Consider the following 18,250-nt stretch of genomic DNA (forward strand, 5'->3'; position numbering starts at 1 on the left):
ATCTTAAGCAAAAAATGAGCCAAAAATGAGATCATTTTTAAGTGATCGTCATTTTGGGTTCATTTTACTGATTTCTCAATTTTTTTATTACTTCCACATTAAACGGGTTTGCCATTACTTCGTTTCTAACGTAACTCGTCCCCTAATGGCACAATGACCTCATCAAGCAGTTTGTTCCATTGACGTTTCATCTCTGGCCCGTATTTCAATGGACTTATCCCCGGGTTGGCTATTTTATATTCATCAAATCTTTTACTATCTAAAATTCCTCGGATATTTGGGATAGGTTGCGTCCCGACTACGTATTGAATGGCGGATAGGTGTAACTCATTTTCGGAAACAAACCACGTATTTGCGAATGCATGAATCGCTTGATCAAAAGATTCTGTGAAGAAACGTCGTTTTACAATAAAAATATCTTCTTCTTCGTTAACATCTCCCGTGTCGATGCTATTTAAGATGTCACGATACACCTCTTTTACGACGGTTGATTTGTTCAGCTTTTGTAAGGCTTTTTCAATTTCTTCACGTATATCTTGATTATTGGCTGCATAGGTTTCCAACAGCAAATTGATATAGGTAGAATCAATGTCATACAACGTACTGGCATTATCTCCATAAAACTCAATTCCTGAAAAATCCGTTTCATCGTCAGTCGGCTCATCGGGAGGCGTATCGTCGATGAGAGAACCTTTCACTGTGTTATATGCACCAATGTATTCCTCTAAGACTTTCACCTGTTCTTTAAGTGCCTCTGACTTTTCCATATCGTCGTTGTAATCATCATAGGTGACTAAGGCTTCATAGGCTTTGTTCAATTCTTGGAATGCTTTAATAAACTCAATGCGTTCTTCCATTGGTGAATGTTCATCAATTGCTGCCGGATCGGCTACTCGTGTAGTAAGCACCTTATGCGCTTTCTTGAAGCGTTTCTTCGATTCGGTATAACTTGGGTACACCAGGTTATTTTCTTCCTGTGCCTCCGAGTATAACTTGGTTGCGGCTTTTACATTGTGTTCCATGGTCACAGGTTTTCGGAACGTCACAATCAATCCTTTGCTCTTACCTGGATAGGTGCGATTGGTCCGAGAAAAAGCTTGAATCAGATTGGCGTAGCTTAAATTCCGGTCGACGAATAGTGTTTGAATTGTCGGAGCATCGAATCCCGTTAACAGCCGATCCACGACAATGACTAAGTCCACTTGTTTTCCAAATGTTTTAAACTCTGCACGCTTTCGAGCCAAGCGATTGTTGATATCGCCATTGTATCGATCGATATCTTCTATCGACCAAGCGGTATCGTAATAATCGTTGTAATCCTTAATGACTTCTTTCATTTCATCTTGAATATGTTTGGAATCGGCTTCATTCTCCTGCATCGAATAGGTAATCGCAATTCGCGGAAAGTTAGCGTCTTCGATGGTTCGTCCCTTGCGAATCGGATGTCCGACAAATTCTTTCGTTAACCAGTCGGGATCTGCTTTCATCTTCTTGATGGCATGGTAATAGCGCTTCGCCATTTCAATCGAGCTTGTGGTGAAAATGGCTGATTTTTGAGGTCGTCCATTTTGAAAATCGAATTTCGTATAAGCATTGTCTGGACGGAACATTTTATGTAAAACCTTTTGAATGTGCTCATCGCTTTCAAAAAAGGAGGATTCGAGATACGATTCCTTTTCCAATCCGTCCATTTCATCAATCATGTCATTCAATTCATTGTCACTAAGATCCGCAAATATTTCTTTTGGACGTAGCTGGCTAAATATATAGTTATCGAGCGATGTAGATTCCACGGTATCTTCGTGCTCGACCTGAAACCCCAAGACAGCGCCATCATCAAGGGCATTCTTGATGGTGTAGGTATGTAGGACTTCTCCGTACTGGTCGTGGGTAGTGCGAGCGAGACGTCCTTTTGCTTGTTTTTTATTCTCTTCAAAGATTGGTGTGCCGGTAAAGCCAAACCAAGTAGAATTCGGAAAGAACTGCTTGATGGATTCCATTCCCTCTGCACTTAATGCCCGGTGACATTCATCGACGACAAAAACGATATGCTGACTCATTAGCTTTTGAAAGCGCTGGGACCCTTTTTCTGCTTCCTGCTTCTCCGCATGTCGAAGTGCAGCTTCTAATTTTTGCCGTGTGGTGATAATCACCGTATTCGAATTTGCACTGGATAGCAGGGTGTCGCTTAACTCTTTGGAGCTGCCGGTCCCCACAATTAAACTGTTTGACTTGGCTGTTCCAGATGAAATACCTGTATTGAATTCAGAAGCAAACTTCGTGAATTCATTAGTCGTTTGATTGTCCAAGTCCTTTCGGTCAATCAGCATAACCGTTCGGTCGATGCCGGGCTTACGAGCAAGAAGCTTCGTTGAGACAAAGCTTGTTAATGTTTTCCCAGAACCTGTTGCGTGCCAGACATAGCCGGATTGATGCTTCATCGCAGAAGAAAACAAGGCTTCAATCGCATGGATTTGATACGAGTGAAGCACCATTAGGGCTTTGTTGTCTTGATCTTCACTGACAATTGTGTAGTTCGCAATTAACCGGTGAGCATCTGGAATGTTAAGGACTTGTTTAACAAATTCATAAAGGTTGTCTACTTTTCGGTTATCCGTAGTGCGCCAGCTAAAGACCAACTTTCTGTGCATTTCCTTCGGCATCGCGTTTGCAAAATAACGCGTCGTTTGTTCATTAGAAATGACAAACAACTGCAGCGTCGCAAAAATATTATTTCGGAACATACCTTCTTCCGCATATTTCTTGATCTGGTGATACGCTTGGAAAACCCCATCTTTAGATGTCGCCTGTTTCAATTCAATTTGCACAATCGGTAATCCGTTGATTAGCAGCGTGACATCAAAGCGACGATCACGACCGTCTGCATCAACTTTTTGTTTCGCAATCTGATGAACCACTTCATATGTAGAGATGCCTCCCCCAATATCTTGGTTGGAATACAACACCAATGAGACCGAGGGAAGCGAGCTGTCTTCACGTTCTATCGTGATACGGGCAATGCCATTTTCTCCTTTGAGCCATCGTGCCGCATCAAAAGGCGTCTTGGTTTTCAACAACAATTCGGTTTTAATCGTATCGAATTCTTTGTCGCTTAATGGATGTTCACCGATTTCTGACAAATTATTGTGCGTAATCTTTAGTCGTAAATTCCTCCAGAGATCTTCTTCAGATTTTAGATCAGGCCGATAATTCCACTGGTTATGCCCTTCTCCTAATACCTGAATTAATCGACGTTCTACTTCGACTTCATCGTTGTGCGGAATCTTGGTCATGAATCGTCCTCCTTTCCATCGATTTAAGCAAACATTTTTTGTAGAAAGCCTTGTTTGGTTTGTTTTAAGACTTCTAATTCCTTTTCTTTAAGAGCAATTACTTCATCTATTTGTTTAAAGAAATTACCTATTTGGAATTGTTCCTCCATATCAGGAAGAAAAATAAGAAAACTACTTAAAGCTTCTTTTGTTATTGTTTTGATTGTTCCTCCAGGAGCTTTCATTTTTTCTCTATTAAACAATAGTTGAATACTGTATGCGAAATAATATATATCTACTGGAATTTTATAGTTTTCAAAAATCAATAATGTTCTGTCGACATAAGAAGAGTATTGAGTAATAGCAACTCGCCCAATACTCCCTTGCAAAGTAACAACTACTTTTCCAGCTTCAACATACACACTTTTTGGTTGAGCTAATTCACTAATTTTTTGTTTAGTATTATTAACCAACTTAAGATTTTTATCTACATCGACAACTTGCACAAAAGGCATTCCATACTCTTCATCGTACCATTCCTTATTTCCATAAGGTTGCGGGAAAGAACCTCTCCGATAATTAGCTATATCTTTTAAAGTTTTAACTTCCCAATCTCCAGAAAAACCTGAAAAACGAAACTCTGGTACTGACTCCCCCTCTTTTGGGAACATTTTTTGCAAGAAGCCTTGTTTGGTTTGTTTTAGCGTGGTGAGTTCTTGCTCATGAATAGCAATATTTTCGTCTAATAGTTTAAAGAACTCACCGATTTTAGTCTGTTCATCTTTATTGGAAGTAAATGGAAAATTGATGTTTTTGAAACTCTCAAAGAATAAGTATTCTCTCACACTCCCTTCAGTATTTCGTCTAACTTCATTATTAAAAATTGGAGATTTAATAAACTGTAAAATAAATTCATTATCTAACTTCTCACTCATTTTTAATACTACATAAAGTGAACTTACGATTACCGTTTCGCTTAGATTATTAAATGCTATCGAGCCGACGTTGATTCTGGAAGGATTATAAGCAAATTCACCAGGATGAACTAATTTATAGGATGTTTTATCAAGATCATCTAATCGACTACCATCGAATTGTTCTGCTTGACTGACTAATCCTACTTTATTGCTTACAGAGTATGCCATGTAGCTTTTACCTACAGTATTTTTCTTTCCAGCTTTAGAAATGAAATCCTCAAATTTTCTCTGACTCCACATTTCTTTGTATTCTGGAAAACGAATTTCTGGTTGTTTTTCATTTTTCACGTTTGAACACCTCTAATGCTCCTTTAATCCACTCTTCATCTTCTTTGCTGTATTGCAGCGAAGAAATTATTTCATACAAACTAGATTCGAGTTCTACTTTTTCATTTCGAATATCTTGGATGCTTGCACCAATCTCTGTCATATCCACAACTTCTTCTTCTTCGAAGGTATCTACGTATCTCGGAATGTTCAAATTGAAACCATTCTCTTTGATTTCGTCAAATCTCGCTACATGCGAATATTTTTCAATACTTTCTCGATTTCTATACGTTTCTACTACCTTATCGATATTCGCTGTAGACAATTTGTTCTGATTCTTTCCTTTGACGAAGTCTTTGCTTGCATCGATAAAAAGGACGTCCCGTGTCTCGCGATTTTTCTTCAAGATGATAACTGTCGTGGGAATTGGTGTGCCAAAGAACAGGTTTCCCGGCATGCCGATTACCGCATAAACACTGCCATCTTCCAACAGCTTCTTTCGAATAACACCTTCCGCAGCACCACGGAACAATACCCCGTGTGGTAACACAATCGCCATCGTCCCAGAATCTTTCAAGTGATAAAGACCGTGTAGTAAGAATGCAAAATCCGCTTTTGATTTTGGCGCTAATTTCCCAAAACGGTTAAAGCGTGAATCGTCTAAGAAAGTATCATCTGAAGACCAATTCGCTGAATACGGTGGGTTCATCAACACTGAATCAAACGTATATGGCTCGTCTGTCGGCCAATCTTTATTCAAGGTATCGCCATTGCTTAAACGCATATCTTCTTTATCGACACCGTGCAAGATTAAGTTCATTTTCGCAAGATTAAATGTCGTCGTATTAAGTTCCTGTCCATGGTATTTCACACTTTCCGGATGGTTAATGTAGTTTCGGACGTTCAACATCAACGAACCCGACCCCATGGTCGGATCATATACACTAAATAGCTTTTTATCTTCTTGTCCTATTGCAGCAATACGCGCCATCATGACTGATACTTCATGAGGTGTATAAAATTCCCCTGCCTTCTTGCCAGCTTCTGAAGCAAATTGGCTGATTAAGAATTCATAAGCATCCCCAATCACATCGCCTCCATGCCCCAACAGGTTAATCGGATTTAATTTCTTGATGACTTCTGTGATGGTGATGTTTCGTTGCTGAGCATCTGAGCCTAGTTTTTTGGATTGTAAATCCACATCATCAAATAGACCGTTGAACTGATCATATTTTGTCGATAATTCGATAAATGCTTTATTTAGATCGTTTAACTGAAATGTATTTTGTTTAGCTTGATTCGTTAATACATTGAAAAGATAAGGTGGTTCAATGTCATAGCCTAGTGTGTCGATCAAGGTTTCAATCAGATCGCTCTTGATGTCTTCATCCGCCAATAATGTCTCATATAGTTGCGTTTGTTTGTCTGCCGTGTAGTATTCTTCTAGCGATTCATCTGATATTTCAACTACTTTTACCAGTAATCGGTCCGACAGATATTTATAAAAAATCAAGCCTAACAAGTAATTCTTGTATTCTGATGCATCCATTTTGCTGCGCAAATTATCTGCAGCACTAAATAATATTGTGTTCAATCCACTCATGTTCTATTCCCCACTTTTCTTATAAATAATGAAGCTTCTCGTTGTTATGTAAATGACTGAAAGTCACACTTGCAACTATCTTCTTTGATCTTCACTACCCTCTATTCTACCAGTAGAAAGCGTGAGCGTACTCTCTCTTATTATAATAGTTCAAAACCTATTTATTCCCACTTTTAATTTTGATTGTAGTTTACGACATTTAATTCTTTTTCTTTCGTACGTTGATACAGACAATCCTCTACTATCGTAACTAATACTACCTATTTTGAAGACTCTCCGAATTTTTTAGCCAAACACTTAAGGTACTCTAAACGCCTCTCTTTTTGAGTGGAATTATTACTTAGATAGTTAAAATTAGATACAATATATTTAGTTCAAAATAAAGGAGATCAAATATGCGAAGCACAGGTATCGTTAGAAAAGTAGACCAACTGGGACGTATTGTTACCCCCATCGAATTAAGAAGATCCATGGGTATATCTGAAGGAGATGCAATGGAAATCTTCGTCGAAGACGATCGAATCATTTTGCGGAAATATAAGACGGAAAAAACGTGTGCGATTACGGGAGAAATTTTAGAGGAAAACTTTGAATACGCGAAAGGACTTCATCTAAGTCCAAAAGGCGCAGCTATACTCCTCGAAGAACTACAGAACGTCACGAAGAAGTAAGCGACCAAGTTAAAAGCGTACCCGGCTGTTCAATCATTGCCGGGTACGCTTTTATTCGTCACTCATGTATTTCACAATTTGCTTTAGGCCCTCTTTACTGATCCATGCTTCGCCAATTCGAATGGCTTCATCCGCCACTTTTCCTGTCACAGCACAGACATACCGTTGACGATGAGGTTCGAGGATAATCTGTCGGTCGTTATGTGTGACATCGACTAGGTCACCTTCGTGCAGCTCAAACATCTCTAAAATCTCTTTTGGAATCACAATGCGTCCTGAATTGTTAATCCGTTTTGTATGCACACGCTTCCCCCTTACTCTGGCTTAGCAATCTCTTCAATTTCTTGATTAATCTCCTTCAAGCGCTCTTCGGCTTTCTTCGATGCTTTTTTATCGTTCTCTTTTTCAATCGCTTCTTCTAGTTTCTGTTTTTCTGCCTGCAATTCCTCTAACTGAAGCGCCTCTTTTTCGGCTTCTAGCACTGAACTCATGAACTTTTCATCGGTTAGCTCATGTTTTTCGAGAAACCCTTTCGCGCCTTGGAAATCCTTTTCTGCAATAAACGCTGATAAAACCGTTTCAACCCGACGATCAGTTAGTTCGACTTGGTTTCGCAATTCGATAATTCGCGTCCACTCTTCTTCCACAGCAGCTAGTTCAAACTCAATGACTTCGGAAGGTTCATCAGTCGTCTCTTGAAGATTTTCCAGTCCTTCCACGTCCTCATCACGGCTAAGTTGCTCTGCAATGGTCCCGATTAGCTCAGGTTGGTTACGAAGTGCTTTTTTATACTCGCCTTGCTTGATGTACAAGCGATTGAGTACCTCCTGATCAGCAGCTTGTAATTCATTGTAGTCTACGGATTCTAAGCTTTCTAAGACGCCATCTGTATCTCCTAGAAGCCCTTCCCGGTAAACGTCTGTCAGGTTCAGTTCGACGTCGGTCACTTCCCCTGATTCTTCCTCCTGAGCGTTCTCTGTTGCTTGCGTGAGGACGACATTCAGTCCGAATGCTGCTAGGAGAACGGCAGCCACGCCAACAAATAACTTTTTATTCCCACCAGTTGCCGATTTTGTACGGTTTTCTTTGGGCTGTTTGTTAAAGGAAGGGAGTCGTTGAAGACTCTCACGAAGCGACGCCGTCGTGACGGACCACTTTGTTTGGTTTTGCTTGGCCAACTCCTGTTCCTGTTGCTTCGCTTTTTTCTGTTCTTCTACTTGATTGAACACATCTGAAATATAGGCTTCCATTTCTTCCAACGACTGCAGACGCAAATAAATCGTTTCGGCAAATCGGATCACTTCATCGCTTTGCTCTAAAAAATCGATTCTTCTTGGTCTGCCGTACACTTGATTTAATCGTGTCAGGGAAATAATGATTAACTCTTTGACAGCCGTCAGTCGATCTTTCTCATGATTTAATGGCATCACGTCATTTTCTGTGACCATCACATGAAGGAGAGATTCCTCTTTATTGAGCACGAAGTTCTCTTTTTGCCACAAGACATTGATTTCAGACTGCCGAGCCAGTTGGACGAGCGATAAGTAATACATCAGTTTGTCTTCAAATTCCATCGCTTTCAAAGCATTAAAACTATGCAAATCCGTTAAATCGTATTCGAACCGGACCTGGCCCGACTGAAAAGAAATTTCCTGAGCCGATAAGAAGGTCGGATCTCCTGTGACCAGTTGCATCTGTTTCTCGTAAGCCCGTTCGATCTGTTCCATTTCCTCTGTTTTAAATGCGGAAAGTGGCTGCAAGAAATAAAACGCATTCTGATCGATTTCGATGGTTCCGACTCGATTGGCGATTGTACGAATAACCATGTAACGTTCACCACCTTTATCTGATTACTGAAGCTCTGGATATTGAGCTAAGATTTCTTCCACTTCGCTACGATAGGCTTCTTGTTCAGCCTCTACTTCACTTTCTGGCACACTTGATTGAATTTCGTTGTATTCTTTATCAATCTCTTTTAGATTGATTGATTGAATATCTAACGCAGGATGTTGAGCTAAAACCAGCCTATCTTCCTTGCTTTTTACGAAATGAATTTCAGATGATTGTTCTTCCTCTTCACTCTCATAGCTGTATTTAGCTTCCTCAAATATGAGTTCTGTCATTGAAAAGTGAGGTGACTTGTACTCTTCAGTTCCACTAGCATTGACATCTACCTGCATAGTCTCAATACCATCGTACTCACAGTGACCTAGACTACATGGTTCACTACTCATTTTATTAAAATAAATGTTTTCGTTTTCTCCAGCTGCACCTTCAAAAGCAATTACTCCATCAAATTCTTCAGCTAACTTCTTGAAAACGATCTCGTCAGCCAACTCTTGGACTTGTGTATTGAAGGATGCTTCATCTTCAATGACTATTTCTTCATTCTGAATATTTTTGTTCACTTTCTCTTCAAGCTCAGCCATCCTTTCGTTTAAAAAAACGACTACTTCTTCAGCTTGTGTAATATCTTCCTCGTTGAATACTTTACTGTTTTCCGGATTTTGTTCTGTATCCCCCCGATCTTCAGCATCGGAATTGCATGCTCCAAGTACCAGAATAGCTATGAATAAGGTGAGTAAGTACAAATATTTCTTCATCATTCCACTCCTTTATCTTCTTGCATATCGAGCAACATACTTCACCGAAGATCCAACTGCTTTAGCAGACCCTGTAGAAGCTCCAAATTGATTTAACAATGTTGGAATCGATAATCCCACAATAAAGAAAATCATTCCCAAAATCATGCTTCCTCCATCAGTAAGGTCTACTAACGTTTTTATTCCCAAAACAAAACATAATAACTGGATCGTCAAAGTTAATATGTTGCTCACGACCGTTTTCAGCCATAAATTGAAAAAGTTATACTGATCATTGACTATCGTGGGGATAGCCAGGACCCCTGTAATGTAAAGGATGACAAACAGGACTGTACGATACAGAATTGATAAGAAAAAAACAAAAAGAATGGCTGAAACTACAATCATTAAAATCAGCCCATATCCTACTGAATTAACAGCCATGACTTGCATGATATCGTAATGAGTAACAGGCGTTGTGAGCATGGTTTCTGTAAGTAAATGAGTTAGTTCTAGCATCCAATCGAACAATTGAGCGTAGATACCAAGAAGGATTCCACCCGTCACAACAGCAATTAGCTTGTCGTGAAGTGAATTCATCCCTTCTTCTCCATTTCCAGTGTATAGGATTACGATTTTAGTCGTTTGCCATAAAATAAAAATGGCAGTAATTGTCCATGCCAAAGATTTGAAATTTAGCATATAGCCTTCATAAACAGGATTTCCTGTAATAAAATCCGCGTCAATTTGAAACTTGCTAAAACTATCTACTGCACCATATACAAATCCACTTACTGTTGTGAACAAAAAACTATTGGTATGACAACCGATTTCGTGCCATTTGCAGCTAAATTGATTGGTATTGTAATCGTATTTTTCTAGATAAAGTACGTTTTTCATATAAGATTCAACACTATCCACTTTTTCACTACTTGATTGTGTCGTCTTATACTCTTCGATTGTCTCATCCATAAACTCGCCTTCTTCAGCAAATACTACTGTAAATGGCGCAAAGATGAATAAAAGAAAGAGAGACATTGATATCAAAATTTTTTTCACATCATTACCTCCCTATTCAGCAGCGTCAAGATAAGAAAAAGAAGAGGTACAAGTAAGAGAATCGCCCATTTCATAATAATGTTTTTCTTTATCTCGATTTTTTCCTTTTCACTTAAAGACTTGTCATACATCAACTCAAACTTGCGTTCCTCCTGGTCAATGGCTGTTCGAGAAAGCCGATCAATCAATCCATCCATCTGTTTTTGGACACGTTGCTGGAAGACGAGCACCTGGTGGAGTTTTGCCTTCATCTCAATCATCCTTTCCTTCCATTAACCGTTGTTTATCGCTTCCTCAAACTCCTCTCCGGACGTTAGCGGTTCCAAATCGTGCGCCTCGACTTTCCATTCACCTTGTTCTTCGATCCAGTGCATTTGAGACATCAAGTACATCACACGCTGACTCCCAGGCGACTCTAATTCTCCGTCTACCCCCGTTAAGGTAATCCGGTAAATGGCATAGACTTGAAACCCTTCTTCTACCGGACGAACGGAGATATTGAAAATCTCTAAATTCTCCGTGTTGCTTCGGCTATGTCCGTGCATGGTTTCAGCCTCTGCCACTTCGTCTTCGACTTCCGAACGGTAGGATTCCGTGAAGTACCGAAGAGCATCACCTTCAAAAGTCGCTTCCACAAACGCTTCCGTCTGTGTGTAGAGCGCCTCGCTTTGCTTTTCTTTTGCCGAGAGACGTTCGACTTGTTCGGTGAGGCGTTTATTCTCCTGTTCAACGTCTTGCTTGCTGAAGTAGAGGTTGAAGCTGATAAGAACTAAGACCAAGACGAGCGCCCCCATTAGAATCGTCTGCCCATTCATCTGTTTCATTCGTCCGTCCCCTTCTCTCCTTCAAGATACGGCATCGGATTGACCCGATTGCCAAACATGCGATCCGTATGGATTTCAAAATGCAGATGGTCACCGGTCGAGCGTCCGGTCGTGCCACACTGGCCGAGTTGCTCCATCTGGCTAATCTGGTCGCCCACTTCGACGTCAATCTTGCTGAGATGGGCATATAAACTATAGAGCTGATTCGCGTGTTCAATGACAACGACATTGCCGTATGTCTCTAAAACACCGGATGGGTATTGAGCAAAGACCACTTTGCCTTCTTTCGCTGCAAAGATCGGATCCGGTCGGCTGCAATTCAAGTCCACGCCTTCGTGTGGTGTGACGATGCCGGTAACGGGATGGACCCGGATGCCGAAATTCGAATTGATGACGACATCCGGAATCGGTTGCACGAATTCTCCGGTCGTCGTTTCGCAGTTCATCGTTAATCCACCTAACGAGCTAACCACTTTCGTGACATTCGGAACCCAATGACTGTTCAGGTTGGTCGGGTCATTACTAGCTCCTATCGGTGCATAAACGGAACCCAGATCGGCAATTGTGCCGAGCCCGTCCTGGATGATGCGGTTGTGCAAGGTCTTGCCCATCGAGGCAATCCCTTCTTCCAACGTATCAAAGACAAACAGTCCGTCTGACCCCATCAAGCCTCCTGGATTGTTCTTTTCCACCACAGCCGACGAGGTCCCGTGACCGGTTTCGTGCAGCGCAATCGCAGCCATTAACACCGGATCAATCTCCTGTTCTTCAGCTACGTTCAGGAATACGTCCCCCATTCCTTCAAAAACGCCTGCAGAGGCGAATCCAGCTTCCCACAACTCTTTATCCAATTCGCCTTCCGGAGCGCAATAGGCGCCGACTGAGGAGCCTGAGAGAGCTTCTAAATTGCTGTCGGGGTCATCTAAGTTGAAATCTTCGCCTTTACTCGTCATCGACATGAACACCGGCATGATAATCAGCAAAATCGTGACCCCAACGGCGATCAATCCGAGTGGACTGAACAAGACCTTTGTCAGCAAGATCGACCCTATCGTTTTGGCTGCGTCTTTTGGATTCATGCCCTCATCCCTTTTCACATGGTCAGTTCGTTAATGCTCTTCTGTTCAAACCACAGCTTCTCGGTCACTTCGTTCAGCTGCACTTCGAGTTTGATCTTTTTGGAACCAGTGTAGAAAATGCCTTTGCCGGCTTGTTCTTTCTTCTTGCCGTCTTTGAGAATCAAGGTTGATCGTTCTTCTTTGGAGAATTGGTTGCCGAGCTCTTCTTCTAAGTACTTCAGTTCTTCCTCACTCATCGGCAAATACAACCGTTGAACCGATTGGGTGATGATTGCTTTTCCGTAGTTCCGGTTCTCATCGCGTGCCGACAAGAAGTCTTCGACCGATTGGGACGCTGTGGTAATGCCGCAGTTGAACGACCGGAGCACTTTCATCATGAAGTAGATGAATTCCATCGCTTTCGGCACTTTCGGATCGGCGATGACGTGCGCTTCATCAATGAAGATTTCGCTCGGCTGCCGGTCGCCACTCATGATTTCATAGGTCGTGTGCGAGAGGATGTTGTAGAAGAGAATCCGTTGAATCTTTTCGTTGTTGCTCATTTCCTTCAAGTCGTAGCAAACCAATTCATTGTCAATGTTGACGTTCGTCGGTCCGTTGAACAGTTCCGAGTAAATGCCGTACACGTAGGTTTCCAAGGTTGTATGGAAATCTCGGATTCGTTCGTACAAAGGTGGGTCGTTCTGTTTATCCCGGGCAATCAACTCGTACAGGTCTTCCAAGATGGGATAATCATCGGCAGTCAATTGGTTCACATCGGTCGTCTCGTCGATTCCCTTCTCTTCGTAGACCTTCTGGATGTACCGGCTCAGGATGTCTTCCTGCAGATCGCTCATGGAGTTGTACATCAATTGGAACATGACCAACAGGTTCGAGATTTTCGTCAGCAAAATGTTTCCGAGTTCGGTTTCTTCCATTTGAATCTTCTCGCTGATTTTCGGCAGGTCCATCGGATTGATCCGGTTTCCGCCTTTCAGCTGAAACTTAACCCAGGCACCGCCGAGATCCGAGTAGTTTCGTCCGAACTCCCCTTTTGGATCCACGGTGATGATTTTCCGTCCGAGCATGTGCTTGTTCGTCATGTTCGCGAACAAGTACGTCGATTTCCCGATACCGGAAATCCCGATGACAAACTCATGCCGATTCAACAGGTTCGTATCGTCAACAATCACGACGTTCCCAGTCGTCATATTTCGGCCTTTGATCAATCCCGTTTCCGAGAACATTTCGTTTTCATGGAACGGGAAGAAATACGAGATGGCTTCCGAGTTGGTCATCTTGTAGGTGAGCTCGTCGACTTTGTTGTCATTCAACGGGAGGAACGACCGGAACGCATCCACAGCTCGGTCCGTTGGGTTATGAATGATGCCGATCTTCGAGAACTTACTTTTCACGGTTGTCGTCAGTTGGTCCAGTTCTTCCTGAGAACTCGCCACCAAGTGGATGAGCGTATGGAACAGATAAATCTTGTCGTTTCGGTACGACAGGTTCCGCAGCATTTCTGACGCACTTTCAATCTGTCCTTCGGATTCGATAATTGTTTGTTCGTCCGCAAAGCGTGTATTCATCTTCATTCGGTTCTGCTTAATGCTTTTGACGAGCTGCGTCCGTACTTCGCCCATGTTGTATTCCTGCAGGTAATGGACAAGCGACACGTTCTCCGGAATCTCCGTCACTTGCTGGATCTTGTTTTGGTCTTGAATCGGGTCGTAATCCACGATGAGAAGCGTCCGGGTGTAATTCGCCCCCACCCGGACGGAGGAATCATATTCCGTCAGATTGTCCGGGGCAATGGCTGTGAGAAGCGTTTCGTTCATGCCACTGACCGTGTCTTCAAAGGTTGTTTCGTCTGGTTGTTTGGGCTGCAGCCACTTCGGTTTCCACACCATGTCTCCACCTCCTACTCGAATCGATCGTTCAGCAAGGTCTTGTATTGCTCGACCAAGGCTTTGGCCGTGTTCTTCCCAACGACCACATCGAGCTTGGCGTTGGTTTTATGGACGATGTTCTGTCCTTGCGCCTGGGCATTCTCGAAATCGATGCAGGCATAATAGAATTTCAACAGTTCGTCGTTCTCGAGAATCTTCACGTCCAACTTCTCGTAGCCCGACAGCATCTGTTCAAGTTTGGCTTGCAGAATGTTCGCCGTCGTTTCCAGTTTCAAATAATCCTTTGGTGAATTCGTCATCGGCTTAGAAATAACCAAGTACCGTTTACGCGTCACCATGTTTTTCGACTTTTGGATCCGTTCAATCTGATCCGCATAGCCTTGCTTGAGCATCCGTTTCGCATAGGATGAGTTCTGATCCACTTGCTCGTTGAACCACATCAAGTAGTTCGTTAAATTGATGGGCTGCGCGACTTGCATCAACTGGATCTGTTTCTCACCGGTATCGTTAATAAACGACTGATACGCCGACAAGACGTTTTCTTTCGCCAGCTCGTTCATCAGCGACAAATTGACCGAGGACACTTCCAATACCTTAATCAAGCGCCGGTCCGAGGACTCCAAACAGCCATTGGCGATATTCGCGAGTCCTAATTCAGTTCGGGTGTCCCGTTCGTTCCGGCTCATCGGTAAGGCTCCTTTCGCGTAATGAAAATCTTTCTTCCGGTGCTTCGCTTTTAGCTTCCAGATCACTTTGTATTGCAAGAGCGACAAGTTCTTCCGGACGGGATGCTTGTTTAACTGAAACACCGTCACGATCATCGCCGGCACAAACGCCACGAGGAGGAGTTGCTGATTGAGTGTCCCTGCCCGGTACAGCAAGTACGAGATGAACGCCCCCAACAGGAGAAACGGGGAAACGATGAACACGTCTTGGAACGAGATGTTGCCGTATAAGTATTTCTTCGTATCGATGTTCAACGGCAATTCAACTTTGCCTCGCTCGCGCAGCCGTTCTTGGCGCTCCATATAGGAATCTGTTCGCATGGGTATCACATACTTTCTCCCGTTTTCTTACAGGTTCATTTGGATGTAATCGATCACTGGTTTTGCCAATAGGAACAAGACAACGCCCAAAACGCACAGTTTCAAGCCGTTTTTGAACTTTGGTGACGATTGCTCATCGCCGGCCCATACCCCAATTGCACAAATTAAGAGACCGATCATAAAAATTGTGATGAAGGTTGTTTGCATATCCGTAAACAATGTATTCAAGAACGTACTGATTCGATCAAACATAGTTGCCACCACCTTTCTTCTCTGTCTTAACGGTAACAAACTGCCGGTTATTCGGCAATGAAAAATGCCGGATTTCCGGCATTACTAAAAGACCTTTTTGCATCTAATAAAAGACGAATTCTAAGAATATATAAGACTTTTATCCTCAATCAGTAATATAAAAGGGCTAATTTATCAGAACCTTTATTTACATATAAATAAAAAGAGGAAGTCACTTGGACTTCCTCTTCGCTAGTTTGAGAAGCATTTTTTCTTTTTCAGCCGCCAATTCTTCTGGCGAAAGTGTTTCTCCTGTTTCCTGTGCTTCATCTTGTGTCTTCGCTTGATGAAGCCAATCCGGTACCATTTCCGTTCTGACTGGCTTACGAGTCGGTTGCGTTTGGATCCCGAGCCATTTCTTTTTGTCTTCTACAGCCTTTGTTAGCCGTGCGGTAATGCTTTTGATACGTCCGGGTGTGCGTTCGAGCGAGTATTGCAAGGCATCAGCGTATTGATGCAGCGTCAATACCTCTTGATGAGCGAAGTAATGATTCGCCACATCTTGAACCTCAATAGCGTCATCCATCAATCGTTCTTTGTTTTTGATCAAGACCTGCACAATCACTTCCGGAAGATCAGTTTTCTCTCTCAGTTGATTGATCTTTATTTCAGTCTCACTAAAATCAGTCTTGTTAAGGTCAGTATCATTAGTGTTAAAATTTTTAACTTCTTGAAGTAAAGAATTTTGATTTCTTGAAGTTAAATATTTTAACTTCTGTTGTGCCCCAAGGGTTTCAGGCTCTTTTTCAGGTTCTTCTATCTGCTTCACATCCGAGATTTCCGCCACGGGTTTGAGCAAATACAGCCGATTGGATTGCGACAATCCCATGCGTTTTTCTTCTAACAATTCAGCTTGATGCAACTCTTTTTTGATTTTGATAACGGTCGGTTTGCTGCAATTCAGGATGTCGGATAATTGCTGGTTCCCGTACAAAAAGTAAATGTTCCCTTCCTCATCAAACCAATCATTCTTAATCGACAAATCCAAGCGATCTTGTAGAATTGCAAAGGCAATCTTCGCGTCATTGCTCAGTTTCTTGTAACGCTCGTTGGTGAAAAACACCTTGGGCAGTCGGTAGAATCGCTGCGCAGCCTCTTCTCGTATGTTGTACTTTCCAGTCATCTTGCATACCCCTTCCATTCTCTTAGATTCAGTCAGAGAAATTTCAAAGGAGTCTCAGCAAATTCAAGCCCCAGTAAGGGAAAACAGGCTATTCGCTAGGCTTGAATTTATGCTATAATCAAGACAACAAAACATTCTTTGAAATTTCTCTACGTGGGAACTCTTTTATTGACGGTCGCCAAACTACCAATAAAAGAGTTTGTAGAGATTTTTTTATATATATATAAATTATTTGTATCAGTTTAGCATACTTTTTTCAAACGGGTACGTCTAATTTCGAAAGGATCTCCCTATGACCCCTAAAAACGAAAAAGACCTTTACATAAAAATCGGTGAAGCTTTAAAAAGCATTCGCAAAGAGAAAAACCTCAAAATCAGCGATATTCATGCGATGAGCGAATTCCACAGTTCCACTATTTCTCTGATTGAACGGGGAAAACAGAACGTGTCGATTGGGTGGCTCATCCATTACGCCAACATCCTGGAAATCGATCCGACGGAGATCTTTTTGCGTGCCTTTAAAGACGATTTTCAAGAAATGCAGCTTCAAAAGATGTACGAACGCTTCGGAACGTATTCCCCTGAATCCGATAACGATGAAAACTCCTGACACTCGGCTCATGCTGAGTGTTTTTTAATGCAATCAAAAGAGTGATGGATGGATAACCAATACCTAACCCGGATAAAAACAGCACGTATACAGATATGTATTGGCAGACTGGACCATTAAGAAGAATTGAAATTTTTACCAGTTATCGGTTCGGATAAGCGCTTTTCAAGGAACCATTCCACATCGTCAATCAGGTCGTGAACCATACGCTCATTTAAGCGTTCAGACGCCATGACACGGAGCGCTTCCTTGTATCGAACCCGATGGGTTTGCTGATAACTGAGGGCACACTGAAGAAGCACAGCCACGGAGGTAATTCCGGTCTTTGCTGTACGTCCTTGTCCGATTCGTTTGATGAGGATTTTTTTCGACTGTTGGATTAACACATTGAACGAACTCCGTGGAATGCCGACGGCTTCGCAGAGTTCTCGCTGCGTCGTCCAGTTGATCGGTTGATCCAGTGAGGTCTTTTCTTGAATAAACTGCAGCAGATCCTCTTCCCACTCGTCGTAATGGCTGCGTTTCCGATCTTTGCGTTCTTTTTTAAACTTATACCAGCCACCCATCGGGTTTTCGATGGCAATCTCCTTGTCACTCCCCCACTCGTTCAAGAGTTCTTGAATATAGTCCTGATGAGCGCCTTTAAAACGTCCCTTGTAGGCGCTTCTGACGATTTTCTCGACTTCACTATGCCGAAGGGGCGAAACAAGCCCTGAATTGTACTCATCGAGCAAATCCAGCGTTTCTTCCTTCCCCTTTCCGGCACTGTAGCAAGCAAGCGCAAGCGTGAACATCAGGTTGTCGCGTCCCAGCTGTCCCGACTGGCCTTTTACGTGGCGTGTCTTCAATAGTTCCTGGAACCAAGCTGTCTGTGTTGGATCGTGTTCTGATGATTCATCGGCTACAACAAACAGTCCCCTCCCCCGGTCGTCGTCCTGGCGCTTCGACCAAGCAATC

The 18,250-nt window shown here is 42.4% G+C and carries 17 protein-coding genes; 2 read left to right on the forward strand and 15 right to left on the reverse strand.

The window, feature by feature from the left end; genetic code table 11:
• Nucleotides 1–125: 125 nt before the first annotated feature.
• The 3 genes from G3255_RS18705 to G3255_RS18715 are packed head-to-tail and all read right to left on the reverse strand — an operon-like array spanning nucleotide 126 to nucleotide 6,119.
• Nucleotides 126–3,293, reverse strand: coding sequence for a type I restriction endonuclease subunit R (locus G3255_RS18705; RefSeq protein ID WP_211656115.1), 3,168 nt, complete (start codon nucleotides 3,291–3,293; stop codon nucleotides 126–128).
• A gap of 23 nt (nucleotides 3,294–3,316) precedes the next feature.
• Nucleotides 3,317–4,537, reverse strand: coding sequence for a restriction endonuclease subunit S (locus G3255_RS18710; protein WP_211656116.1), 1,221 nt, complete (start codon nucleotides 4,535–4,537; stop codon nucleotides 3,317–3,319).
• Nucleotides 4,527–6,119 (reverse strand): type I restriction-modification system subunit M, encoded by a 1,593-nt coding sequence (locus G3255_RS18715; RefSeq protein WP_211656117.1) that lies wholly within the window; start codon nucleotides 6,117–6,119, stop codon nucleotides 4,527–4,529. The genes G3255_RS18710 and G3255_RS18715 overlap by 11 nt, the downstream gene beginning before the upstream one ends.
• A gap of 395 nt (nucleotides 6,120–6,514) precedes the next feature.
• Here G3255_RS18715 and G3255_RS18720 point away from each other — a divergent pair, with 395 nt between their 5' ends.
• Nucleotides 6,515–6,790 (forward strand): AbrB/MazE/SpoVT family DNA-binding domain-containing protein, encoded by a 276-nt coding sequence (locus G3255_RS18720; RefSeq protein WP_211656118.1) that lies wholly within the window; start codon nucleotides 6,515–6,517, stop codon nucleotides 6,788–6,790.
• Nucleotides 6,791–6,841: 51 nt separating this feature from the next.
• On the opposite strand, the gene G3255_RS18725 is transcribed toward G3255_RS18720, so the two are convergent.
• From G3255_RS18725 to G3255_RS18775, 11 genes are all read right to left on the reverse strand, one after another.
• Nucleotides 6,842–7,093 carry an AbrB/MazE/SpoVT family DNA-binding domain-containing protein gene (locus G3255_RS18725; RefSeq protein ID WP_182093532.1) on the reverse strand — a complete coding sequence of 84 codons (252 nt, stop codon included), beginning with the start codon at nucleotides 7,091–7,093 and terminating at the stop codon, nucleotides 6,842–6,844.
• Between the two features lie 11 nt (nucleotides 7,094–7,104).
• On the reverse strand, nucleotides 7,105–8,616 hold the full coding sequence (locus G3255_RS18730) for a coiled-coil domain-containing protein (RefSeq protein ID WP_211656119.1): 1,512 nt from the start codon (nucleotides 8,614–8,616) through the stop codon (nucleotides 7,105–7,107).
• 24 nt (nucleotides 8,617–8,640) lie between these two features.
• Nucleotides 8,641–9,393 (reverse strand): hypothetical protein, encoded by a 753-nt coding sequence (locus G3255_RS18735; protein ID WP_211656120.1) that lies wholly within the window; start codon nucleotides 9,391–9,393, stop codon nucleotides 8,641–8,643.
• A gap of 12 nt (nucleotides 9,394–9,405) precedes the next feature.
• Nucleotides 9,406–10,431, reverse strand: a complete 1,026-nt coding sequence (locus tag G3255_RS18740; RefSeq protein WP_211656121.1) for a conjugal transfer protein TrbL family protein — start codon at nucleotides 10,429–10,431, stop codon at nucleotides 9,406–9,408.
• Nucleotides 10,428–10,691, reverse strand: a complete 264-nt coding sequence (locus tag G3255_RS18745; RefSeq protein WP_211656122.1) for a hypothetical protein — start codon at nucleotides 10,689–10,691, stop codon at nucleotides 10,428–10,430. Before G3255_RS18745 ends, G3255_RS18740 begins: the two co-directional genes overlap by 4 nt.
• A 12-nt stretch (nucleotides 10,692–10,703) precedes the next feature.
• Complete coding sequence (locus G3255_RS18750) at nucleotides 10,704–11,255, reverse strand: hypothetical protein (RefSeq protein ID WP_211656123.1); 552 nt, start codon at nucleotides 11,253–11,255, stop codon at nucleotides 10,704–10,706.
• On the reverse strand, nucleotides 11,252–12,334 hold the full coding sequence (locus tag G3255_RS18755) for a M23 family metallopeptidase (RefSeq protein WP_211656124.1): 1,083 nt from the start codon (nucleotides 12,332–12,334) through the stop codon (nucleotides 11,252–11,254). The genes G3255_RS18750 and G3255_RS18755 overlap by 4 nt, the downstream gene beginning before the upstream one ends.
• A 14-nt stretch (nucleotides 12,335–12,348) precedes the next feature.
• Nucleotides 12,349–14,223, reverse strand: coding sequence for a VirB4 family type IV secretion system protein (locus G3255_RS18760; RefSeq protein ID WP_249222395.1), 1,875 nt, complete (start codon nucleotides 14,221–14,223; stop codon nucleotides 12,349–12,351).
• A gap of 11 nt (nucleotides 14,224–14,234) precedes the next feature.
• A complete protein-coding gene (locus G3255_RS18765) occupies nucleotides 14,235–15,269 on the reverse strand; it encodes a TraC-like domain-containing protein (RefSeq protein WP_211656131.1) in 1,035 nt (344 codons plus the stop codon).
• A gap of 27 nt (nucleotides 15,270–15,296) precedes the next feature.
• Nucleotides 15,297–15,521, reverse strand: a complete 225-nt coding sequence (locus tag G3255_RS18770; RefSeq protein ID WP_211656125.1) for a hypothetical protein — start codon at nucleotides 15,519–15,521, stop codon at nucleotides 15,297–15,299.
• A gap of 211 nt (nucleotides 15,522–15,732) precedes the next feature.
• A complete protein-coding gene (locus G3255_RS18775; RefSeq protein ID WP_211656126.1) occupies nucleotides 15,733–16,683 on the reverse strand; it encodes a replication initiator protein A in 951 nt (316 codons plus the stop codon).
• 292 nt (nucleotides 16,684–16,975) lie between these two features.
• Between G3255_RS18775 and G3255_RS18780 the strand changes: the two genes are divergently transcribed.
• On the forward strand, nucleotides 16,976–17,293 hold the full coding sequence (locus G3255_RS18780) for a helix-turn-helix domain-containing protein (RefSeq protein WP_211656127.1): 318 nt from the start codon (nucleotides 16,976–16,978) through the stop codon (nucleotides 17,291–17,293).
• Nucleotides 17,294–17,409: 116 nt separating this feature from the next.
• Here G3255_RS18780 and G3255_RS18785 read toward each other — a convergent pair.
• A partial coding sequence (locus G3255_RS18785) for a primase C-terminal domain-containing protein (protein ID WP_211656128.1) occupies nucleotides 17,410–18,250 on the reverse strand: 841 nt, incomplete at its 5' end.

This window comes from Planococcus sp. MSAK28401 (genome assembly GCF_018283455.1).
GTDB lineage: Bacteria > Bacillota > Bacilli > Bacillales_A > Planococcaceae > Planococcus > Planococcus alpniumensis.